Annotated in this window: 20 protein-coding genes; 9 read left to right on the top strand and 11 right to left on the bottom strand. The window is 62.2% G+C overall.

Annotation, left to right across the window (positions count from 1 at the left end; translation table 11 throughout):
• Window positions 1-32 precede the first annotated feature (32 nt).
• The 3 genes from pxpB to B5527_RS20705 are packed head-to-tail and all read left to right on the top strand — an operon-like array spanning window position 33 to window position 2,618.
• Window positions 33-764 carry a 5-oxoprolinase subunit PxpB gene (gene pxpB, locus B5527_RS20695; RefSeq protein ID WP_079603178.1) on the top strand — a complete coding sequence of 244 codons (732 nt, stop codon included), beginning with the start codon at window positions 33-35 and terminating at the stop codon, window positions 762-764.
• Window positions 761-1,816 (top strand): biotin-dependent carboxyltransferase family protein, encoded by a 1,056-nt coding sequence (locus B5527_RS20700; protein WP_079603179.1) that lies wholly within the window; start codon window positions 761-763, stop codon window positions 1,814-1,816. The genes pxpB and B5527_RS20700 overlap by 4 nt, the downstream gene beginning before the upstream one ends.
• Window positions 1,817-1,847: 31 nt before the next feature.
• Complete coding sequence (locus B5527_RS20705) at window positions 1,848-2,618, top strand: LamB/YcsF family protein (protein WP_079603180.1); 771 nt, start codon at window positions 1,848-1,850, stop codon at window positions 2,616-2,618.
• An 80-nt stretch (window positions 2,619-2,698) separates the two neighbouring features.
• On the opposite strand, the gene B5527_RS20710 is transcribed toward B5527_RS20705, so the two are convergent.
• On the bottom strand, window positions 2,699-3,706 hold the full coding sequence (locus tag B5527_RS20710) for a SphA family protein (RefSeq protein WP_172842621.1): 1,008 nt from the start codon (window positions 3,704-3,706) through the stop codon (window positions 2,699-2,701).
• Window positions 3,707-4,393: 687 nt separating this feature from the next.
• Window positions 4,394-5,401 (bottom strand): SphA family protein, encoded by a 1,008-nt coding sequence (locus B5527_RS20715; RefSeq protein WP_172842622.1) that lies wholly within the window; start codon window positions 5,399-5,401, stop codon window positions 4,394-4,396.
• A gap of 689 nt (window positions 5,402-6,090) precedes the next feature.
• On the opposite strand from B5527_RS20715, the gene B5527_RS20720 reads away from it, so the two are divergent.
• The 3 genes from B5527_RS20720 to B5527_RS20730 all read left to right on the top strand — a co-directional run bounded on the left by B5527_RS20720 (window position 6,091) and on the right by B5527_RS20730 (window position 9,042).
• Window positions 6,091-7,116 (top strand): TRAP transporter substrate-binding protein, encoded by a 1,026-nt coding sequence (locus B5527_RS20720; protein ID WP_079603183.1) that lies wholly within the window; start codon window positions 6,091-6,093, stop codon window positions 7,114-7,116.
• 132 nt (window positions 7,117-7,248) lie between these two features.
• Window positions 7,249-7,746, top strand: coding sequence for a TRAP transporter small permease (locus tag B5527_RS20725; protein ID WP_079603184.1), 498 nt, complete (start codon window positions 7,249-7,251; stop codon window positions 7,744-7,746).
• Window positions 7,747-7,758: 12 nt separating this feature from the next.
• The gene (locus B5527_RS20730) at window positions 7,759-9,042 is read left to right on the top strand and encodes a TRAP transporter large permease (RefSeq protein WP_079603185.1); all 1,284 of its coding nucleotides are present in this window, start codon (window positions 7,759-7,761) and stop codon (window positions 9,040-9,042) included.
• Window positions 9,043-9,072: 30 nt separating this feature from the next.
• Here the strand turns inward: B5527_RS20730 and B5527_RS45425 are convergent, their stop codons facing one another.
• The 5 genes from B5527_RS45425 to B5527_RS20750 all read right to left on the bottom strand — a co-directional run bounded on the left by B5527_RS45425 (window position 9,073) and on the right by B5527_RS20750 (window position 14,903).
• Window positions 9,073-9,225, bottom strand: coding sequence for a hypothetical protein (locus tag B5527_RS45425; protein WP_172842623.1), 153 nt, complete (start codon window positions 9,223-9,225; stop codon window positions 9,073-9,075).
• A gap of 187 nt (window positions 9,226-9,412) precedes the next feature.
• A complete protein-coding gene (locus B5527_RS20735; RefSeq protein ID WP_079603186.1) occupies window positions 9,413-11,017 on the bottom strand; it encodes a sulfite reductase subunit alpha in 1,605 nt (534 codons plus the stop codon).
• On the bottom strand, window positions 11,014-12,801 hold the full coding sequence (locus B5527_RS20740) for a NirA family protein (RefSeq protein WP_079603187.1): 1,788 nt from the start codon (window positions 12,799-12,801) through the stop codon (window positions 11,014-11,016). The genes B5527_RS20735 and B5527_RS20740 overlap by 4 nt, the downstream gene beginning before the upstream one ends.
• Before the next feature lie 351 nt (window positions 12,802-13,152).
• Window positions 13,153-14,316, bottom strand: coding sequence for a CmpA/NrtA family ABC transporter substrate-binding protein (locus tag B5527_RS20745; RefSeq protein ID WP_079603188.1), 1,164 nt, complete (start codon window positions 14,314-14,316; stop codon window positions 13,153-13,155).
• On the bottom strand, window positions 14,313-14,903 hold the full coding sequence (locus tag B5527_RS20750) for an ANTAR domain-containing response regulator (protein WP_079603189.1): 591 nt from the start codon (window positions 14,901-14,903) through the stop codon (window positions 14,313-14,315). Before B5527_RS20750 ends, B5527_RS20745 begins: the two co-directional genes overlap by 4 nt.
• Before the next feature lie 112 nt (window positions 14,904-15,015).
• Between B5527_RS20750 and rimO the strand changes: the two genes are divergently transcribed.
• Together rimO and B5527_RS20760 are read left to right on the top strand one after the other, a co-directional pair.
• A complete protein-coding gene (gene rimO, locus B5527_RS20755) occupies window positions 15,016-16,341 on the top strand; it encodes a 30S ribosomal protein S12 methylthiotransferase RimO (protein ID WP_079603190.1) in 1,326 nt (441 codons plus the stop codon).
• Window positions 16,342-16,571: 230 nt separating this feature from the next.
• The gene (locus B5527_RS20760) at window positions 16,572-17,768 is read left to right on the top strand and encodes an acetylornithine transaminase (protein WP_079603191.1); all 1,197 of its coding nucleotides are present in this window, start codon (window positions 16,572-16,574) and stop codon (window positions 17,766-17,768) included.
• A gap of 109 nt (window positions 17,769-17,877) precedes the next feature.
• Here the strand turns inward: B5527_RS20760 and B5527_RS20765 are convergent, their stop codons facing one another.
• The 3 genes from B5527_RS20765 to pcsA form a co-directional block, all read right to left on the bottom strand.
• On the bottom strand, window positions 17,878-18,852 hold the full coding sequence (locus B5527_RS20765) for a quinone oxidoreductase family protein (protein WP_079603192.1): 975 nt from the start codon (window positions 18,850-18,852) through the stop codon (window positions 17,878-17,880).
• 92 nt (window positions 18,853-18,944) lie between these two features.
• On the bottom strand, window positions 18,945-19,670 hold the full coding sequence (locus B5527_RS20770; protein WP_079603193.1) for a TerC family protein: 726 nt from the start codon (window positions 19,668-19,670) through the stop codon (window positions 18,945-18,947).
• Window positions 19,667-20,401, bottom strand: coding sequence for a phosphatidylcholine synthase (gene pcsA / locus B5527_RS20775; RefSeq protein WP_079603194.1), 735 nt, complete (start codon window positions 20,399-20,401; stop codon window positions 19,667-19,669). Before pcsA ends, B5527_RS20770 begins: the two co-directional genes overlap by 4 nt.
• A 130-nt stretch (window positions 20,402-20,531) precedes the next feature.
• On the opposite strand from pcsA, the gene B5527_RS20780 reads away from it, so the two are divergent.
• Entirely contained in the window at window positions 20,532-21,731 is a 1,200-nt protein-coding gene (locus tag B5527_RS20780) for a UbiH/UbiF family hydroxylase (RefSeq protein WP_079603195.1), read from the top strand.
• 3 nt (window positions 21,732-21,734) lie between these two features.
• Here the strand turns inward: B5527_RS20780 and B5527_RS20785 are convergent, their stop codons facing one another.
• Window positions 21,735-22,688: an AEC family transporter gene (locus B5527_RS20785; RefSeq protein ID WP_079603196.1), complete on the bottom strand. Its 954-nt coding sequence runs from the start codon at window positions 22,686-22,688 to the stop codon at window positions 21,735-21,737.
• Window positions 22,689-22,695: the final 7 nt, after the last annotated feature.

Below are 22,695 nucleotides of genomic sequence, written 5' to 3' on the forward strand. Positions count from 1 at the left end.
CAAAGCGATATCCGCCGACGAGTTGTGAGGCCATGGCCGCGACGCTTTCCCCGCCCCGCCTGCTGCCCAATGGCGACAGCGCCATCACGATCGAATTCAGTCGCAATATCGATGATACCGCGAACCGGCGGGTGCTGGCGCTCGATCGTGCGCTGGCGGCTGAGCCGGTCCTGGGCGTGACGGAGACGGTCCCGACCTATCGATCCCTGCTGGTGCACTACGATCCCGTGCTGATCGATTTCGATACGCTGAGCGGGAAGCTTGCCCCGCTGGCCGAACGGCCCGTTCCGCCGGCGACAAAAGCCCGGCGCTGGCGCATTCCCGTGGTCTATGGCGGCGAGCATGGCATCGATCTCGAGGATGTCGCCAAGACGCTCAACACCACCGCCGACGACATCGTGGCTCGGCACGTCGCCGGCGACTACCGCGTCGCCATGATCGGCTTTACGCCGGGATGGTCCTATCTCAGTGGCCTCGAGCATTCCCTGCACACGTCGCGGCGGCAAAATCCGCGGCTGCTGACGCCGGCCGGAACGATCTCGATCGGCGGCGTGCAGACCGGCGTGCAATGTCTCGCCGGCCCGAGCGGCTGGCACCTGTTGGGCCGGACCGCGGTCAGAACCTATCAATTGCACCGCGATCCGATCTTTCTGCTCGAGCCCGGGGATCACGTGACGTTCTCGGCGGTCGATGCCAAGACCTTCGCCGAGCAGGATCGCGCAGCGGAATCTGGCGAAATCATCGCCGAGTTGATGGCCGCATGAGCAAGCTTGTCATCACAGCCATCGGCCCCGCAAGTTCCGTACAGGACGGCGGTCGCCCGGGCGCCCAGCGTTATGGCCTGACGCCGAGCGGCGCGATGGATCGGCTGGCGCTTGCCACGGCAAACACTCTGGTTGGAAACCCAACCTTCGCTGCAACCATCGAGATCGGACCATTCGGCGCCGCATTTACGGCGCGCGACGGCGCGGTTCGAGTCGCGCTGGCGGGCGCGCCGCGCAACGCCGACATCGCCGGACGCGTGGTGGCCTTCGATACATCGATGACGCTGGCGGAGGGAGAGACCCTGACGCTGGGCTTTGCCCGCGGTGGGTCCTTCAGCTATCTCGCGATCGAGGGTGGCATCGCGGGCGAACCGATGTTCGGCAGCCTTTCAGTGAATGCGCGCGCCGGCCTCGGCAGTCCGTATCCGCGTCCGCTGCAGACGGATGATGAGCTGCAAACCGCAGCGGCAACCGGCGCCGCCGAGCGCCGGATCGATCTCCCCCAACTCGTGGACGGACCGATCCGCGTGGTGATGGGGCCGCAGGACGACGAATTCAGCGAGGCTTCCAAAAACTTGTTTCTGGACTCGGAGTGGAAGATATCGGCCACCAGCGACCGCATGGGTTACCGGCTTGAGGGGCCCGTCATCAAGCATCTGCACGGTCACAACATCGTCTCCGACGGCACCGTGAACGGCAGCATCCAGGTGCCCGGCAACGGCGCGCCCATCGTACTGATGCCGGACCGCGGCACCAGCGGCGGCTATCCCAAGATCGCAACCGTCATTTCAGCCGATTTCGGCCGGTTCGCACAGATACCCGCAGGCCGCGGTTTTCGCTTCAAGGCCATCAGCATGGCCGAGGCGCAGGCTGAAGCCCGCAAATTTGCGGAACTGCTGCGCGCCCTGCCCGACCGCGTCAGGACCATCGAGAATTTGGATCTCAACATCGCGGCGCTGCAAGATGCCAACGTCGCCGGCGCCGCCGTCAGCGCCGTCGACGCCGGGACATGGCAAATCCTGTCGCCGGAAGATACGCTGGCGCAGGACTAATTCCGGGTAACCTCACTCAAGTGGACACACGATGACGACAATCGATCTCAATTGCGATCTCGGCGAAGGGTTTGGCGCATGGGAAATGGGCAATGACCCCGCCATGATCGAGCTGGCCACCTCGGTCAACATCGCCTGCGGCTTTCACGCCGGCGATGCCGACATCATGCGCAAGACGGTGGAGCTCGCGAAGGCCCGCGGCGTCAGCATCGGCGCCCATCCAGGCTATCGCGACCTGCACGGCTTCGGCCGACGGCCGTTTCCGGGCATGAAAGCTTCCGAGATCGAAAACCTGGTCGCCTACCAGATCGGCGCCTTGCAGGCGATCGCGACCGCGGCCGGCCACAAGGTCACCCACGTCAAGGCGCATGGCGCGCTGTCGAACGTGGCCTGCGAGGACGAAATGACCGCGCGGGCGATCGCGTCGGCCATCAGGGCGGTCGATCCCAATCTGGTCTTTGTGGTGCTCGCCAATTCCAAGCTGGTGCAAGCCGGCGAAGCCGCCAACCTTCCCATGGTGCACGAGGTGTTCGCCGACCGCGCATATGAGGACGACGGCTCCCTGGTCTCGCGCCGGAAGCCGGGCGCGGTGCTGCATGGTGCCGCTGAAATCGCCGAACGGGTGGTGCGGATGGTGCAAGACGGCGCGGTGATCTCAGTCACCGGCAAGGTCATCAAGATGCGCACCGACACCGTCTGCATTCACGGCGATACGCCCGGGGCGGTCGACATCGCGCGTGGGCTGCGCAAGGCGCTGAAGGACAGCGGCATCGAAGTGGCGCCGTTCAAGAAGGCGGTTTGAAATCTCTCGTTGGAAAAAAATCCCCCTCCCGAGACGATCAAGTGTCTGTCGAAAGGGGGATCGTACGACGTGCAACTTTGCTATTTGTGGTAGATTGATGAGGGCTGGGCCGCTTGCTCAGGTGCCCAGAGACGATAGCTGAGCGACGCAAGCACCGTCGTACCCTGCGCAACCAGAGAGAAGTCCGATCCGGTTGCTGCGACAGCGGCGGGATTGGAAGCCTTGGCCGAAACTTCCTGCGTTGCCCACACCGTCAAATTCGCGGGTCCGAAATTGTACCCGACGAGGCCGCCTACGGCCCAGATGTTGAATCGTTGCGGATTCATCAAGGTCCCCGTCCCGTAAAGGCAGCCGACGCTGCAGGAGTCATTGCTAACCTGGCCGTAGTAATAGGCGACGGGCCCAACCGTCCACTTGCCGATTTGCTTGGTGGCAGTGAAGTCGGCGTGAAGAATGTCGCCTGACGTATACTGAGAAATTGTATTTCTCGTATGGAATTCATCGTAGATGGCGGCGCTCAGGTTCCAGCCGTCTTTCAGATACGACACGACCACTTCGGGCTGAACGGTCCAATACGGAGATCCGGCATTACCGGTGCCATAAGGCCCGGTCACAGTCCCGTCCGGCGTAAAGATGCTCAGACCTGTTTTAACAGCGAACCCACTGTCGGCGAGCTTCCAGCTCAACTCAACCGGAATTAACAAGGTGTCATGCATGCCGGCGTCCTGAACATTCGAAGGGGAGCCCACACTGGACGTCGAGAAGGGCTGCACGATGAGACCATCATACGTCGCGCCAAGGAAGGTCCAACCCGGAACGAACAGGAAGCCCTGAATGTCAACGGCGGCCTGAACTCCAACTTTGGTGTTGCCACCAAGCTTCGTGTTGACCCCGGGTCCAGTCAGATTTGACTGAACGGTGAAAACCTCATCGAACATGTAGATGCCCGGCGGAGGAACTCCCGCGCTCGCGTTAATGAGTATCCCCGGCTTGCTTTGCGCGTTCTGACCCGCCTCGATGGCGAATGCTGACGACGAGGAGACCGCGATCACGCCGGCTGCGGCTAATAGCGCTCTAGATACCTTCATATTTCCCCCTGTTTTGTTTTTTGTAACGGGACTGTGAACGTGCCCCGCCGACAAGACCCGAGGCCGCCCGTTTTTTATTCCCCGAGAGTCGATAGCTTTCATCGACGTGTTGTAATTCGGATACATTTCTGGCCAGCGCCTTCCGCGCTCGGAATTATTTCTGAACATGTTCAATACGCCGGCAGAGAAACTCTCCGGCTTGTAGAGACGTTACGGGTTTTCTCGGGTATCAAATCCGGGGCTTGCCGACGGCACTACGCGGACGTCGACACCGCCTGCACGGCGATACTCGCGGCGCCGTCGATATCGCGCGTGGGCTGCGCGAGGCGCTGAAGCACAGAGGCATCGAAGTGACGCCGTTCACGAAGGCGGTTTGAAATCTCTCGCTAGGATGGCGTTCGATCCATAAGTCACCGCCCATTCCGCGAGTTCGGGAGCAGATCCTTAACCCACGGAATGTTGACGGTGCGGAAGCCGCTCACCTTCGCGAGCGCGATAACGAGCTAACCGACAGCGGAGTTCTGGATGATCCAGTAGCCGGACTTCAAGGCCACGAGATCGGTCAGTATCAGGATCGGCGATGGATCCGCACCATCGCTGCCTGGATACGGTACTGGTAAAAAAAATCCCCCTCCCGAGAGACGATCAAGTGTCTGTCGAAAGGGGGAGTCGTACGACGTGCGACTTCTATTTGTGGTACATTGATGTGGGCTGGGCCGCTTGCTCAGGTCCCCAGAGGCGATAGCTAAGCGTCGCAAGCACCGTCGTACCCTGCGGAATCAGGGAAAAGTCCGAGCCGGTCGCCGCGACAGCAGCGGGGTTCGAAGCCTTTGCTGACACTTCCTGGGTTGCCCACACCGACAAGTTCGCTGGTCCGAAATCGTACCCTACGAGACCGCCGACCGCCCAGACATTGAACCTTTGAGGATTCAACATGGTACCGGTGGAATAAGCGCAGGTGGCCGAACACGAATCGTTGGAAACCTGGCCGTAGTAATAAGCGACAGGTCCAAACGTCCACTTGCCGATTGTCTTGGTGGCGGTGAAGTCGGCGTGGAGAATGTCACCCGATGTGTACTGAGAGACGCTATTCCTCGTATTGAATTCCTCGTAGATGGCGGCGGTCAGGTTCCAACCGTCTTTCAGATACGACACGATGATTTCGGGCTGGAAGGTCCAATACGGAGATCCTTCGTTACCGGTGCCATAAAGCCCGGTCACAGTCCCGTCCGGCGTATAGATGCCCAGACCGGTTTTAACGACGAACCCACTGTCGGCGAGCTTCCAGCTTAACTCAACCGGAACGATGAAGGTGTTATGCATGCCGGCTGCCTGAGCATTCACAGGCGAGCCCACACTGTCCATCACCAAGGGCTGCGCGATGACAGCATCATACGTCGCACCAAGGAAGGTCCAACCCGGAACGAACAGGAAGCCTTGAACGTCAACGGCGGCCTGAACTCCAGTTTTGGTGCTGCCACCAAGCGCCGTGTTGACCCCGGGTCCCGTCAGATTGGCCTGATAGGTGAATTCCTGATTGAACATGTAGATGCCCGGCGGAGGAACTCCCGCGCTCGCGCCAATGAGTATCCCCGCCTTGGTTTGCGGGTTTCCACCCGCCTCGATGGCGAATGCTGACGACGAGGAGACCGCGATCACGCCAGTTGCGGCTAATAGAGCTCTAGATACCTTCATGTTTCCCCACTTGTTTGGCTTTGTGCCGGGCCTGTGAAATATTCCCGCCGACAAGACCCGAGGCCTCCCGTTTTTTATTCCCGGTGAGTCGATAGCTTTCATCGACGTGTTGTAATCCGGATACAGTTTTGGCCGGCCGCCCTCCGAACTCGGAATTATTTCTGAACATGTTCAATAGGCCGGCGGAAGAAACTCTCCGGCTTGTAGAGACGTCACGGATTCTCTCGGGTATCGAAATCCGGGGCTTGCCGACGGCGCTATGCGGACGTCGACACCGCCTGCGTTCATGGGGATGCTCGCGGCGCCGTCGATATCGCGCGTGGGCTGCGCGAGGCGCTGAACAACAGCGGCATTGAAGTGGCGCCGTTCAAAGTGAGCCAGGGTTGAACCACTGTCGCTTGATCCCCGCTCCATCGCGTGAATGGCGTCAGACGGGGACGCCGGCGTAGGCCGAAGGCGCTTCCGGTCAGCGTGAGGGGTTCGCTTATTCCCCCGCTGCGGGTGCGTCGCTGCATCGCACCAACCGAGCCAAGTGCCGATTGCGCTCCAAACTCTACGGCAGCTGACAAGCGCCTAACATCGCACTGGCAACCCGCCTGCTATGCTGTAAGCTTGCCGCGAGACTGGCCAGGTCTTCCCTGTCTGGCCGCTAGACCAAAACAAAAAAAGCCAGCCTTGGAGGAATCCCCATGTCAGCTCTCACGAGCCGCGTCTCGTTTAATCGCCGCACGCTTCTGCGTGCGGGCGCCGGCATGGCCGGCATTCTCGCCACCGGCCGCGCACCGGCGTTCGCGCAAGCCCAGCCGAAAAAACTCGTATTCGCGCACATCAATGCGGTGCCGGAATCGGCCGCGGTCGCGTTCGACTGGATGGCGAAGGAAGTCACCGCGCAGTCAAAAGGCGCGCTCGACATGCAGTTCTTCGGCAAGACCCTGATCCCGCAAGAGCTGGAGATCATGAACGCGGTCAAGTCCGGAAGCATCGCGATGGGCAGCCCGGCGGGCGCCGCCGCAACCGTGTTTCCCGAAATGGGCGCCCTGCTCGTGCCCTATCTGGTGAAGGATTACGCCTCGGCCTACGCCATGCTCAACGGGCAGATCGGCGGCAAGATCAGCAAGCAGATCGAGGACAACTACAAACTCAAGGTGCTGTGTTATTACGATTACGGTTTCCGCCATTTCTGGACCGCGAAGAAGCCGATCGTGGAGCCGAAAGACCTGCGCGGCGCAAAAATTCGCGTGCAGCAGGCCAAGATATTCGGCGATACCATCAATGGACTCGGCGGTAGCGCCGTGCCGATGGCATGGGGCGAGGTCATCACCGCCGCCAAGCAGGGCGTGATCGACGGCGGTGATCTACCTGTTGTCAACATGAAGGCGCTGAAGATCTACGAGGTGTCGAAATATGCCTCGCTCACCTATCACAATTACGGCCCGACCAACGCGGTGATGAATCTCGATATCTGGAACGGGCTGCCGCCCGAGCACCAGAAGCTGATCATGGATCTGTCGCGGGCCGCGCAGGAGAAAATCCGCGAGGCGACCGAGTCGGTCGACAATTTCGCCAAAGCCAAATCGGAGCTGGAGCCGCTCGGCATGACCGTGGTGGAAGCCGACGTCGATGCCTTCCGGAAAGTGGCGCAGCAAAAGATATGGCCGGCCTACAAGGGCCAGTACGGCGCATTGTGGGATGAAATCGAAGGCTTCAAGGCCTGAATCGGCAGCGGGGCCGGAGCCCTATTCTCCGGCCCCCAGATCTTCAGCCTCCAATTTTCAACCCTCGAGTCATCAGCCTTCACGTCTTCGGCCTCGCCCGCCTCTCCCTTGTCAACCGGAATTCCGTTGCGCATGCTGCGTATCCTCTCAGCCGTCCCGAAACTCACGGTCACGGCGCTGATCATCCTTGCCATCGTCAATCTCCTGGTCGGCGTGATCCTGCGCTATTTCGTCGGCGCCATCACCGACTGGCTCGATGTCGACCCCGTGCCGTTCACCTGGGTTGAGGAAGTGGGCGAACTCTCGCTCGCGTGGCTGACGCTGATCGGCGCTGCGATCGGCATCCGCTCGCGCTCGCATTTCGCGCTCTCCGTGTTCGTCCATCGCCTGCCCGAGGCCGCGCAGCTCTGGATCCATCGTTTCAATCACGCGCTGATCACAGGCTTCGGCCTGCTCGCGGCGTGGTACGGCTTCAAGCTCTGCCTGCTTAACCACACGCTCACGACGCCCGGTCTCGAAATCAATCTGGCCTGGCTCTACGCGTCTTCGGTGGTCGGCGGCATCCTGATTGCCGTCTACGGCTTCGCGGTGATGATCTCCCCGCTGCCGCAAGACCAGCCCCAGCACTGACCGGGACACCTCATGCTGCTTGCGACCGTCGCCATCGTCTTCGTTGCGCTGATCCTGCTTTCGATGCCGATCGTGTTCGCACTCGGTATCGCCGGCGTCGCGGGACTATGGGTCGGCGGCTACCCGATGCAACAGCTTTCCTCGGCGCTGGTGTCGGGATCGCAGAGCTGGGTGCTGCTCGCCATCCCCGCCTTCGTGTTCGCCGGCAATCTGATGGAGCGTTGCGGCATGAGCCATGCGCTGGTGGAGTTGGCGCGCGCGCTGATCGGCTGGGTCAAGGGCGGGCTCGGCATGTCGGTGATCGTGGTGGCGTATTTCTTCTCCGACATCTGCGGATCGAAAATGGCGGAGGTCTCCGCGCTCGGCTCGGCGCTGATGCCGCCTCTGACCAAGGCCGGCTACGATCGCCGCGATTCGGCCTCGCTGATCGCCGCCGGCACCGCGATGGGCATGCTGGTGCCGCCGGCGATCTTCATGATCGTGATCGCGCAGGTCACCAACACCTCAGCGGTAGCGCTGTTCGTCGCGGGATTCGTTCCGGCCATGGTCATCATGCTGTGCCTGATGACCGTGGTCTACATCCGCGCGCGCCAAAACGACTGGCCGGTCGATTCCAGGCCGAGCCTGAAGCGCCTCGGCCACGCGTCGCTGCACGCCGCCGTGCCGATGGTGGTGCCGTTCGTGATCCTCGCAGGCTTCATCCTCGGCATCATCACCGCAACCGAGGCCGGCGCCGTGGTCGCGGGCTACGCCCTCCTCGCAGCCAAGCTCTACTACCGCAACGTCTCGTGGCGCGAGATGGGCAAGATCGCCTACGACAGCGCGATCCTCACTGCAGCGGTGGTGTTCCTGCTCGCGGTCGCCTCGGTCTATCAGTACCTGATGGGCGTCAGCGGCGTGCCGCAATTGCTCGGGCAGATGCTCGGGCCGCTGAAAACGCACCCGTCGCTGTTTCTGATCGGAACCGCCGTCATGAGCTGCCTGTTCGGCATGGTGCTGGAGGGCCTGCCCGCCGCGGTCGTGCTGATCCCGGTGGTGTTTCCGATCGCCGAAACGATGGGAATTGACCCGATCCATTTCAACATCGTGCAGACCGCCGCCGTCGGCATCGGCCTGTTCCTGCCGCCGATGGGCGTCGGGCTGTTAATGGCGCTTCGCTTCGCCGACCTGAGCGTCGGAGAGCACTTCCGTACCTATGTGCCGTACATGCTGGCGCTGTTTGCCGGGTTGCTCCTGATCATCTGCATCCCCCAGATCAGCCTGACGCTGCCGAGGCTGGCGGGGTTGATCAAATAAGGCGCGATCCCACGCTGTCGTTCTCGATTTTCAGAATGGGTGAACCGACAGCGTCCCAAAGACGATCACTGCAATGAGTGCAAATGCACCGTAGAATGCGGCCAGATGCAACCCTTTTCCGGCTCGCCCCGACAGCGAGCGCGCGTAAAGATGCAGACGGGCTTCCGCCGATAGTTCGCGCATGGTCGATCTCCAACGCCGCATCAGCTACAATGAAATACCGTTCGCGGCGGGAGGCAATACTGCCCCTGGAAATAGCGATACCCGCGCTCCCACGGACTCCCGATGCAGATAAAAATTCTCCACGCCGGATTCGGCTGAGAATTTTATTCGTTTGTATTTGATGTTGATTGGAGAGGAACCGGACCAGTCAGTAGACGTCCTGCTGGAACCGGCCCTTCTTTTTGAGTTCCCCGACAAAGCTGACGGCCTCATCGGTGGAACGCGCGCCGAACTGCGCCACGATATCGACCAGCGCACGTTCAACGTCTTTCGCCATCCGCTTGGCGTCGCCGCAGACGTAGACGTTCGCGCCCTCCGCCAGCCACGTCCAGACTTCGCGGCCGACCTCGCGCATGCGGTCCTGCACGTAGAATTTCTTGTCGCCGTCACGCGACCACGCCAGCGACATCCGCGTCAGCAGACCCGAAATCTTCATGGCGTTGAGTTCGTCGGCATAGAAGAAATCGCAACTGCTGCGCTGATGGCCGAAGAACAACCAGTTCTTGCCGGGCGCGCCGGTCGCCTTGCGATCGAGCAGGAAGGCGCGGAACGGTGCGATGCCGGTGCCCGGCCCGATCATGATGATCGGCACCTTCGGATCCTGCGGCAGCGCGAAGCCGTGGGCTTTCTGCACATAGACCTTGACCTGATCGCCCGGCTCGATGCGTTCGGCCAGGAATGTCGAAGCGAGGCCAAGGCGCTTGCGCTTGCCTACTACGTAGCGCACGCAGTCGACCGTCATCGACAGCTTGCCGGGGGTGGCGTTGTGCGATGACGAGATCGAATAGAGCCGGGGTTGCAGCGGCTCCAGCGCTTCGACGAAGGCCTCGGGATGCGGACGCACGCCGGAAAATTTCTGCAGCGCCGCCATCACGTCGAGCGTCGCGGCGTCGCCGTCGGGATCCTCGCCACGGCCGAGCGCACGCGCCTTCTCGCGCTGGGCTCCGCCACTGATGAAGGAAAGCAGTTCGAACAGCGTATCCGGCGCCGGCGCCAGCGAAACCTCATCGGTCAACACCTCGCGCAGCGTCTTGCCCCGGACTTCGGTGGTATGCGAGGCGCCGAGCAAGGCGATGATCTGATCGACATGGCCGAGATCATTGCGGGCGAAGATGCCGAAGGAATCGCCGACGACATAATCGAGACCGCAGCCGCCGAGATCGAAGTCGATGTGCCAGGTTTCCTTTTCCGATCCGCGTCCGTTCAGCAGGCGGCGCGACACGAACGTCGCCTGCACCGGATTGTCGCGCGAGCGCCCCGGCGCGGCGGCGAGTGTGGGCGTCGCGACGGTCGGGGCCGCCGTTGCAGATGAAGCCGGGGGCGCCTTTTCCAATTCCTCGTTCAGCGCCTTCAGCATCCGCGCGGTTTCCTTGCCGCCGGGTACGCACAGATTGAGACGCGCTTCCGCCTTGGCGGCGATGGCGTCGGAATAGTCGTTGCAATTATAGCCGCACTGGCCGCAATCCTGCTGCGCCATCGCCGCCATCATCCGCCGCCGCAGCGGGCGGCCCTCCGCGAGTTTCATGCGTTCGGCGATCGGCATGGTCTGGTCGTGCCACGGCGCTTCGCCGTCGTCGCCCTCGCCGGCCGGCCTCTGAAGCAAAGCCGCGCCCTGCTCTGCCGACACCGGTGCAGGACCGTCGGTCGAGAGCAGCCCGGCAAAGAAGCCGTTCAGCCACGAGCGCTGCGCCTCGGAAAACGGCGCGCTGGAAGGAATGATTTCGATCTTTGGCGGCGGCGTCATCTGGTTCATGTGGAAGCCTCGGCATCCACGAGCTTGCGCAGCGTTTCGCCGTCATGGCGGCGCGCAAAGGTGAGAAAGGTTTCATCCGGGGACGCGCGATGCGACAGATACGCCTTGAGCAGTTTCTCGACGGTCTTCGGCGTGTCTTCCGCCTTGAGGTCGTGATAGACCTCCTGCCCGACATCGGCATTGGGATCGAACCCGCCGCCCGCGAACAGATGATAGCCCTCGACGGTATCGTCCCCCTCGCCAACAGGCACTTTTGCGCCGATCAGGCCGATATCGCTGATGTAGTGCTGCGCGCAGGAGTGATGGCAGCCGGTCAGATGGATATTCAGCGGCGTGTCGATCGGCACCCGCGGCTCGCACCAGTCGCCGATCTCGGCGGCGTGGCGCTTGGTGTCGGAAGCCGAAAACTTGCAGCCGGCATTGCCGGTGCACGCAATCAGCCCGGCGCGGAGGTGCGACGTTTTGGTCGCGAGGCCAATCGCTTCGATGGCCGCGACAGCAAGTGGCACATTCTCGTCGCGCACACCCGGGATCAACAGGTTTTGCCAGACCGTCAGCCTGATATCGCCGTCGCCGAGATCTGCAGCGATTTTCGCAAGGCCGCGCATTTGTTCGCAGGTTACCTTGCCGAGCGGCAGCGAGACGCCGATCCAGTTCAGCCCTTCCTGCTTCTGCTTGTGCACGCCGATATGCGCCATGCGGTCGAAGGCCGGGCGCGGCGCCAGGGCCTCCGGCGGGATGCGGGTCAGGGCGTGGCCGAGTCTTTCCTCGACCAGGACCAGAAACTTCTCCAGGCCCATGCCGTCGATGACATATTTCAGGCGCGCTTTGAGCCGGTTGGTGCGGTCACCCAAATCGATGAACACGCGGACAATGGCGTCGGCCACTTCCGTTGCGTCCGCAGGCCGAACGACGATGCCGGTCTCCCTGGCAAAATCCTTATGGCCGGTAATGCCACCTATTCCGAGGCGGAACCAGATGCCGGGCTCGACGCCAAAACCGCCCTTTACCTCGACTGCCGCGAAGGCGATGTCGTTGGTGTCTTCCAGCACGGCGATCTTTCCGGCGCCGTCGAAGGCGACATTGAACTTGCGCGGCAATCCCGTCAGCGAGCGGTCGTTGAGGATGTGATAGTGCCATTCGCGGGCGTATTTGCGGGTGTCGAGCAGTTCCTGCGGATCGATTCCGGCGGTCGGCGTGCCCGTGACATTGCGAATGTTGTCGGCGCCGGAGCCGCGCGAGCAAAGCCCGAGATCCTGGATGCCCTCGATCACCGCCACCGCATGCTTCGGCGGAATTTCGCGAACCTGCAAATTGGCGCGGGTGGTGACGTGACAGAACGGTCCGCAGTAACGCTCGGCGAGATCAGCCATCCCTGATAACTGCCAGTGTTTCAGGATGCCGTTCGGAATCCGCAGGCGGCACATATAGGAATCCTGCGCCGGGGCGACATAAAACAGGCCGTAATAGCGCCAGCGGAAGTTGTCCGCCGGCGACGGCGGCGCGTTGCTGAGCGCCTGTTGTTTCAGCCGCGGATACGCATCGAACGGATGTTGTTCGCGCTTGAATTTTTCCTGATCGGCCAGCTTCTTTCCACCGGCAATGACCTTGTCCTGCGCCTTGATGTGCGCCGCATCGGGTCCGCTCGGCTCGGGGTTGGTCTTGCCGCGGTAGGCGCCACCGAGGCCGCGCCCGACCTTGCTGATCTGCAAGCCGGTGGCAAAACCTTCGAGGTACCGTTTCTGCTCGTCGGTAAAGTCGACTGAGAGCGTTTCGATTTTCATGGCGTGCGACGAAGCTCCTGCGGCCACGACCGGTGGCGTCAACGGGATAGGGAATGTGACCGCGCTGAAACCGGCCCGGCTTGCCAGCCGGGATCGATATCAGGAGCGGTCCGACCAGCCTCGTTGCTGCGGAAATCCATCTTGGACGTAAGCCAGCGGCCATCTGCGGCGGCGGCCCGCACTGCAACATTCAAGTTGTGTGCCATCCCGGCGACTAAAGAAGATTACAATAAATCAATAGCTTATATGAACAAATGGAACTGGGCTGTTGGGGTTTGCGGCTGATTTCGAGCAGTCAGCCTAAAAACTAGCCCTTCGCGGAAGCCGCCTAGGATTGCTCCATCGGCTCTGTCAGGGCTTTCGGCGACCGATCTTGAACGCCGCCAGATGCCCGGCAATATCGTCGGCATCGAAGGGCGGACCGGCGAAAGCGCCGATCGCGTCGGGTGCTTCGGCCTTTCCTCCGCGCCCGAGCGCCGCGTCGTAAAGGTCCGGCCTGAACACCGCCTTGGCGATCCCCAGCGCTTCCGGGCTGATGGAGGCCTGGCCCCAGCGCACCATCTGCGCGTAAAGCCAGGCCGCCTGCACTGGATCGGGCCGGCCCGCGCCCTCTCGCCCCACCAGCAGATAGCGATTGCTTTCCCGCATGGTTCCATCAGGCGAAATCTTGAGGCGGCCATCCAGCGTTCGCTGGATCACATCTGCATCGACGCCTATCCGCTCCGGCTGCGCCAGGATGCGCGCCGCCTCGGCGCGGTTTTGCGGCAGCTCGATGAATTCGGCGGCGCGGAAGGTAGACCGGATCAGTGCTGCGACCACTTCCGGATTCTTTTCCGACCAGCTTTGCCTGACGGCGAGCACCTTCTCCGCGGCGCGCACCAGGATGTCCGAGGCGAAATGCAGGATCTGGCCGACGCCGCGATCGACCGCGATCGAATTCCAGGGCGCGCCGACGCAGAACGCATCGACCTGACCGCTGGCAAGGCTGTCCACCATGTAGGGCGGCGGCAGCACCACGAGACGAACGTCCTCGTCGGGATCCACTCCGCCGGCGGCCATCCAGAACCGCAGCTGGTAATTATGGGTGGAAAACGGAAAGGTCATGCCGAAGGTCACGGGTTCGGCGCCGCTCTTACGCCTTGCCGCAACCACCCGGGATAACGCCTGCGCCGTCGCCATCGGATCGAAGCGGGCGCCGTCGATTTCCGACATGATTGCCGCGTGCAGTGCCGGCGACACCGTGATGGCGTTGCCGTTGAGTCCGAGATTGAACGGCGCCACGATCGGCACCTTGACATGTCCGAGCCCGAGGCTGGAAGCGATCGCAACCGGCGCCAGCAAATGCGCGGCATCGAACAGGCCGATATTGAGCTTGTCGCGGACGTTCGACCACGACACTTCCCGCACCAAGGTGACATCGAGCCCTTCCTCGGCGGCGAACCCCTTGTCGACGGCGACGATCAGGGCCGCGGCATCGACCAGCGGGATGAAGCCTATGCTGAGGGGGCCGGTCATTTCAGCAACTCCGACGCGGTCAGGATCGACTGCGCGATCTCGCTGATCTTCTTTTTCTCGCGCATCGCTGTCGACCGCAGCAGGACATAGGCCTCGTCTTCGGTGAGGCCCTTCCGCTTCATCAGGATTCCCTTGGCGCGGTCGATCACCTTGCGGTCTTCCAGCGCGGATTTGGCGCGCTCGAGTTCGTCCTGCAGCTTCGAGAAGGCGTTGAAGCGTGAAATGCAGAGGTCGAGGATCGGCTTGATGCGTTCCTTCTTCAGGCCGTCGACGATATAGGCGGAGACGCCGGCATCGACGGAAGCCTGGATCGAGGCCGCATCGCTCTGATCGACGAACATCGCGATCGGCCGGCGGACGGCGCGGCTGACCTGGAACATCTGTTCCAGGATGTCCCGGCTGGGATTTTCCAGATCGATCAGAATCACGTCGGGATCGAGGGCGTAGATCCGGGCCAGCAAATTCTGCATTTCGCTGATATGGACGACGCCCGTAAAACCCGCTTCGCGCAACCCCTCTTCGAGGATCGCGGCGCGGATCGGGCTTTCGTCGACAATGACGATTTTCGGAGACGGTTCGGCGCCCATCGATCACTCGCGTTCCGGCAAAAACATCCATAGCACGCCGCTAGCGGGCATAAAGCCTTGTAATTATGGGCAATTGGGACTAGCTCCTGCCCATCAATCAGGCAGATCAAACATGCAACAGGCCGCCGCGCCCAAAGTCAGCTTTGTTTCGCTGGGATGTCCCAAGGCGCTGGTGGATTCCGAGCGCATCATCACCCGGCTGCGCGCCGAAGGCTATGAGCTGGCGCGCAAGCATGACGGTGCCGATCTCGTCATCGTCAACACCTGCGGCTTTCTCGACAGCGCCAAGCAGGAATCGCTCGGCGCCATCGGCGAGGCGATGGCCGAGAACGGCAAGGTGATCGTCACCGGCTGCATGGGCGCGGAGCCCGAGCAGATCGAGGCCGCCTATCCCGGCGTGCTGTCGATCACCGGGCCGCAGCAATATGAAAGCGTGCTCGACGCCGTGCACCGCGCGCTGCCGCCGGTGCACAATCCCCATCTCGACCTGGTGCCGCCGCAGGGCATCAAGCTGACGCCGCGGCACTACGCTTATCTGAAGATTTCCGAAGGCTGCAACAACCGCTGCAGCTTCTGCATCATCCCGAAACTGCGCGGCGATTTGGTGTCGCGCCCGGCGGCCGACGTGCTGCGCGAGGCCGAAAAACTGGTCAATGCCGGGGTTAGGGAATTGCTGGTGATTTCGCAGGACACCTCGGCCTATGGCGTGGATATCAAATATGCCGATAGCCCGTGGAAAGAGCGTCAGGTCCGTGCCAAGTTCTTTGATCTTGCAAAAGAGCTCGGCGAATTCGGCGCCTGGGTGCGGCTGCAATATGTCTACCCCTACCCGCATGTCGACGAAGTCATCGGTTTGATGACCGAGGGCAAGGTTTTGCCGTACCTCGATATTCCCTTCCAGCACGCGAGCCCGGAAATCCTCAAGGCCATGAAGCGCCCGGCGGCGCAGGACAAGACCTTGGCGCGGATCAAGAAGTGGCGTGAGGAATGCCCTGACCTCACCTTGCGATCGACCTTCATCGTCGGTTTTCCCGGCGAAACCGATTCCGATTTTTCCTATCTGCTCGACTGGCTCGACGAAGCCGAAATCGATCGCGTCGGATGCTTCAAATACGAGCCGGTCGCGGGTGCGTTATCGAACGCGCTCGGCAACGCCGTGCCAGATGTGACAAAACAGGAGCGCTGGAATGCGCTGATGGCGCGGCAGCAAACCATTTCCGCGCGCCGGCTCAAGCGCAAGGTCGGCACGCGGCAGCAGGTCATCATCGACGAGGTCGGACCGACCGTATCGAAGGGGCGCTCGAAAGCCGACGCGCCGCAAATCGACGGCGCGGTCTATCTTTCGAGCCGCCGTCCGCTCCGTGTCGGTGAGATCGTCACGGCGAAGATCGAACGATCAGATCAATACGACCTGCACGGCAGCGTCGCGGGCTTCTGACGCGCTTGACAGCGCCGGTCATTCGGCTGTATGGCGGCATCATGAACCTGAACCGGACCCAACTCCGCGCCACCTTCCGTCGTCGCTCGATCGACGATGATGGGTCGCGCCGTGTCCGACGACAACGCTGAACAACTGAGATCAGCAACGTTTTCGAGAAGGCCGCACCCTCAAAAGTGCGGCCTTCTCGCGTTTTGTCACCTTTTCATCGAACCGCAGGGAGTTTCGACATGAACATCGCCACCCATCCGTTTGATGCGCTGATGGATATCACGGCGCGGCCGCCGACCGTGTTCGTGCGCGGCGAAGGCTCGTTTCTGTGGGATGACAGCGGCAAGCGCTATCTCGACTTCATGCAGGGCTGGGCGGTCAATTGTCTCGGCCACTCGCCGCCGGTCGTTGTCGACGCGCTCGCGGCGCAGGCCAGGCTGCTGCTGACGCCGAGTCCCGCCTTTTACAACGCGCCCAGCCTCAAGCTGGCAAAGGCGCTGGTCGATCAGAGTTGTTTCGACCAGGTGTTCTTTACCAATTCGGGCGCGGAAGCCAACGAGGGCGCGATCAAGCTGGCCCGCAGGTACGGCGCGCTGCACCGTGATGGCGCCTACGAAATCATTACGTTCGAAGGCGGCTTCCACGGCCGGACGCTGGCGACCATGTCGGCCTCCGGCAAAAAGGCCTTCGAGCCCCTGTTCGAACCCAAGGTATCAGGCTTTCCGAAGGCACGGCTGAACGATCTTGAATCGGTGAAGCGGCTGATATCAGACAAGACCGTCGGCGTGATGCTGGAGCCGATCCAGGGTGAAGCCGGCGTCTGGCCGGCGACGGATCAATTCCTGCGCGAGTTGCGCACCCTGACCAGAGAGCACGGCCTGTTGCTTATCGTCGACGAGATCCAGACCGGCATGGGCCGTACCGGAAAACTTTTTCATTACGAACATGCGGAGATCAAGCCGGACATCATGACTCTCGGCAAGGGCATCGGTGGCGGCGTGCCGCTGGCAGCATTGCTGGCCACCGAGCAAGCCTCGTGTTTCGAACATGGCGACCAGGGCGGCACCTTCAACGGCAATCCGCTGATGTGCGCGGCCGGGCTCGCGGTTTTGCAGCAGGTTAGTGCGCCGGATTTTCTCAGATCGGTCGTTGATACCGGGCTTTATCTGGAAAGCGAGCTGCAGCGGATGTCCGCGCGTCATGGCCTCGGCGAGGTTCGCGGCAAGGGATTGTTGCTGGCGCTCGACCTGAAGCATCCAATCGCGGCGCGGGTCGTAGCCCAGGCGTTCGACGATGGCGTGCTGCTCAACGCGCCCCGCCCGGACGCACTTCGCTTCATGCCGGCGCTCAACGTCACCAAGGCCGAGATCACCGCGATGATCGATTGTCTCGACGCGATCCTGACCAGGATGGGCGCGGCACGGCGCGTGGCGTAGAAATTTGGCCGTCATTGCGAGCGCAGCGAAGCAATCCATACTTGCAAACAGCAGGTTGGATTGCTTCGTCGCTTCGCTCCTCGCAATGACGAGGTAGTCGTAAGGAAATCTACGGCTTCAAAACCGACGCCCCGGTCGTGGCGCGGCTTTCCAGATCGATGTGGGCCTTGGCCGCGTCCTTTAGCGCATAGGCGTGATTGATCGGCACGTGCAGTTTGCCGTTGATGACGGCGGCGAACAGGGTGTCGGCACCCTCGAGCAATTCCGAGCGCTTGCCGACGTAGTCGTTGAGCTTTGGGCGGGTCGCAAACAGCGAGCCGTGATTGTTGAGTTCGGCGATCGAGAATGGTGGCACCGGCCCCGAAGCGTTGCCGAAACTCACGAACAATCCGCGCGGTTTTAGGCAGGACAGCGAGCCCGGATAGGTGGTCTTGCCGACGCCGTCATAGACGACGTCGCAGAGTTCGTTGCGGCTGATCTGTTTCACCCGCGCAACGAAATCCTCGTCGTTGTAGAGGATGACGTGATCGCAGCCATTGGCGAGCGCCAGGTCGGCCTTGGCCTTGGAGCCGACGGTGCCGATGACATGCGCGCCCAGCGCCCTCGCCCACTGGCACGCCAGCAGGCCGATGCCGCCGGCGGCGGCGTGGATCAGCACCCGATGATGCGGCTCGACCTTGAACGTCTTGTGCAGGAGGTACCAGACCGTCAGTCCCTTCAGCATCAGGACCGCGCCCTGCTCGTAGGTGATATGGTCGGGCAGCTTGACCAGTTTGTCGGCGGGAATGTTGCGTTCGGTGGCGTAGCCGCCGAGATTGTAATAATAGGCGACGCGGTCGCCGGGATGAAAATTGGTCACGCCGGGCCCCACTGCCAAAACCTCGCCGGCGGCTTCATTGCCGGCGATGAACGGCAGCCCCGGCGCCTTGTAGAGGCCGGTGCGGTAGTACACGTCGATGAAATTCAAGCCGACGGCATGCTGACGGATGTGAACCTCGCCGGCTCCCGGCGCGGGCACATCCACGGCCTCATAAACCAGGGCTTCCGGCCCCCCCACTTTGTGCACGCGCACGGCCTTCGTCATCGCAGAATCTCCCACGGCATTCTTTCAAGCTCAAGCGAAAGCCATCGAGGCGGCGTTGTCAACTCAAGGACCGCCTCACCTGCTGCGGTCAATTAGTTAACGGCGTTTTTACGGTTGCGCTTGGCCAGCACGTTGAAGAATTCGACGAGCGCCGAAAACGCGATGGCGAAATAGATGTAGCCGCGCGGGATGTGAAATTTGAATCCGTCCGCGACCAGCGCAACCCCGATCAGCACCAGGAACGCCAGCGCCAGCATCTTGGTGGTCGGATGCTCCGCCACAAATCGCGCGACCGGGCCTGAGGACACGTACATGATGAGACAGGCGATGATGACCGCCGCGATCATGATGGCGAGGTCCTGCGCCATGCCGATGGCGGTGATGATCGAATCCAAGGAGAACACCAGATCGATGACAATGATCTGGACAATCACCCAGAAGAACGCACTGGCCTTGGGTGCGGCTTCGTTGTCATCGTCCCGAGCCTCCACCTCGGTGTGGATTTCGTGGGTCGCCTTCGCGATCAGGAACAGCCCGCCGCCGATCAGGATGATGTCGCGCCACGAAAACGCCATGCCTCCCAGCGTCAGGACGGCTTGGGTCAACCCGATCATCCACACCAGGAGGCTGAGCAGCAGTATCCGGAACACCAACGCCAGCGCCAGCCCGATTTGCCGCGCTCGCTTCGCCTGCGCTTGCGGGACGCGCGAGACGATGACCGACAGAAAAATCACGTTGTCGATGCCGAGAACGATTTCCAGCGCCGTCAGGGTCAACAGCGCCGCCCATGCTTCCGGGCTGGTCAGCAGTTCGATCATGTGTTGAGCGATCTTACCAGCCGGATCGCAGCGTCGCAGCCGACGATATAGGCGGCGATCGCGCAAAGTCCTATTGTGACGGGAGCGCTCACATTGAAATCGTTGACCAACGTGAAAATCACAAGCAGCGCCCAGATGGCGACCAACGACAAGGTCAGTCCCCGCAGGCGCACCACGCGTATCGGGTGAACGACGCGGAAAGGAGCAAACGTCAGCGCAATCAGCACGGCTACCCCGAGGCTCGAAAGCGCCGGCGGCAGATGCAACAGGAACAGATAGAATGCTGCGACATTCCACAGACCCGGAAACCCGCGAAAATGGTTGTCCTCGCTCTTCATGCGGCGATCCGCGAAATAGAGCGCGCCTGACACGGCAATCCCTGCGCCCAGCAGCGGGGCCGCCAGCGGCAACAGCAGGTCGCTCGCGGTGATGGCATAGGCCGGGACAAAGACGTAGGTGACGAAATCGACCACGAGGTCGAGCACGTCGCCCGACCAGTTCGGCTGGACCCGCGCGACATCCAGCCGCCGCGCGATCGGGCCGTCGACCGCGTCGATCACCAGCGCCACCCCAAGCCACGCAAACATGGCCACCCAGTGCTCACGGACGGCCTCAAGCATCGCGATCAGGGCAACGCCCGCCCCCAACGCCGTGAAGATATGCACGCAAAACGCGGCGGTCCGCGTGGCCGGCGAGACGGTCGAAGAATCCTGCTGGTTTAGCTGGTCCATTTGCCGGCAGTGCTATCAGGAATCGCCTTGATTTGCACATCCACGGTTGCGGCCTTCCGCCGCGTAACCGCCGGGAACAACAGCCCGACGCGGGCTTGAAAATGCCGCGGGGAACGTCAATTGTCCCGATATGAACGATGCATCAGCCAGCTACGACGTCATCGTGATCGGCGGCGGTCCCGCGGGACTTACGGCCGCGATCGCGTTGGCGCAAACCGGCGCGAAGACCGCTTTGGTGGCCCGCCGCGCGCCCTATGCCGACAATCGCACCACCGCGTTACTGGGCGGCTCCGTCGATCTTCTGCGACAGATCGAGGTCTGGCCCCGCTGCGAGGCCGAGGCGGCGCCATTGCGGACGATGCGCCTGGTCGACGATACCGGCCACCTGATCCGCGCCCCCGAGGTCCGGTTTTCGTGCGATGAAATTGGTCTCGAAATGTTTGGCTACAACATCGAGAACCGGGCGCTGATGATCGCGCTGGAACAACGCGCCGCCGAGCTTTCCGGTTTGACGCGGTTTGACGATGAGGCTGATACGGCCTGCCCGGCAGAGGCGGAGGTCGCCATTCACACCGGAGGCGGAACATCGCTGTCGGCGCGGCTTGTGGTCGGCGCCGACGGGCGCCAATCGCTCTGCCGGGAAGCCGCCGGCATCAAGGTCAGGCGCCGCGAACTCAATCAGGCCGCATTGACCTTCAACGTCAGCCATTCGCGGTCGCACCGAAATATCTCGACCGAATTTCACACACCGCAAGGCCCGTGCGTATTCGTGCCGCTGCCCGGCGATCGCTGCAGCGTGGTGTGGGTCGCGGCGCCCAAGGAAGCCCAGCGGCTGATCGCGTTGGGAGATGACGAGCTTTCCGAGGCCGCGGAAAAACAGTCGCACTCCATCCTCGGCCGTCTCCGGGTCGAGCCCGGGCGTCATTTGTTTCCGCTGGCGATCGAGCAGCCCAGGCAATTCGGCAGCCATCGCATCGTGCTGGTCGGGGAAGCCGCCCATGTGCTGCCGCCGATCGGCGCGCAGGGCCTCAACATGGGGTTGCGCGATGCCGGCGATATTGCCGATATCGTTGGGCAGGCGATCGCGGCGAACGAAGATCCGGGCGCACCGCGTGTGCTGAAGCGTTACGATTCGGCGCGGCGCGCCGATGTCGCCAGCCGGACCTTCGCCATCGACATCGCGAACCGCTCCCTGCTCTCTGGTTTTCTGCCCGTGCAATCGCTCCGCGCTGCCGGCCTGCATCTGATCGGCTCGATAGGGCCGCTTCGTCGTCTCGCCATGCGCGAGGGGCTTTCGCCTTCCTGGCGGCCGACGCGGCGGGTCAGCTAGGGATTATCGAAACACCAGCCGGCCGGTCTGCATCAGCCACATCACGCTGGTAAGCGTGATGACGGACGCGAACGTGCCGATCAGCACCGCGACCGATGCGGGCTCGATCCAACTGTCGTTCTGGCGCGCGATCACAAACACATTCAGCGCCGGCGGCAGCGATGCCATCAGTACCGCGGTGGCCGCCCATGGTTGTGCAAATGGCCCAAGCAGCACCATCAATCCGATCACGAGCAGCGGATGGATCAGGATTTTGACCGCGATGACGGCGGGCACCTCCCAGGGCACCCGGCCGAACGGGCGCAGCGCGACCGTCACGCCCAATACAAACAGCGCCATCGGCGCCGCGGCATTCTGGAGAAACAACAGCATATTGTCGATCGCGACCGGCGGATGAAGGTGCAGCGCTGCGGCGAGTGCTCCCGCGCAAGCCGACATGATCAGCGGATTCAAAACGATCTGCCGTACCACGAGACCGAGCGTATGCAGCCAATGCCGGCGTTTGCCATCGGTCAGCGCAATCAACAGCGGTACGATCGAAAATAGAAAGATGCTGTCACAGCAGAAAATCAGGGCGGTAGGTGCTGCGGCCCTGGAGCCGAGCACAGCCAGCGCCAGGCCGGGGCCCATATAGCCGATATTGCCATAACCGCCCGAAAGGCCCGCCAGGGTCGCCTCACGGAAGGACAGCCGCCCGATCAGCCGGCCTGCAAACAGCGCCAGTACGAAGGCGCTGGCGGTGCCGAGGGTGGTCGCAATCAGGAATGGCGGGTTGTTGAGTTCCGAAAACGGCGTCTTCGACGTGATCCCGAACAGCAGAGCGGGCAGCGACACATATAGCAGAAAGAAGTTCATCCATGCCAAACCCTGCTCGGGCAGACCCTTGGCCTTGCCGCAGGCAAAGCCAATGAAGATCAGGCCGAAATACGGTAGGGCCAGATTGAGAATGTCGACCATGGGGATG

The organism is Bradyrhizobium erythrophlei (genome assembly GCF_900129425.1).
Classification (GTDB): domain Bacteria; phylum Pseudomonadota; class Alphaproteobacteria; order Rhizobiales; family Xanthobacteraceae; genus Bradyrhizobium; species Bradyrhizobium erythrophlei_C.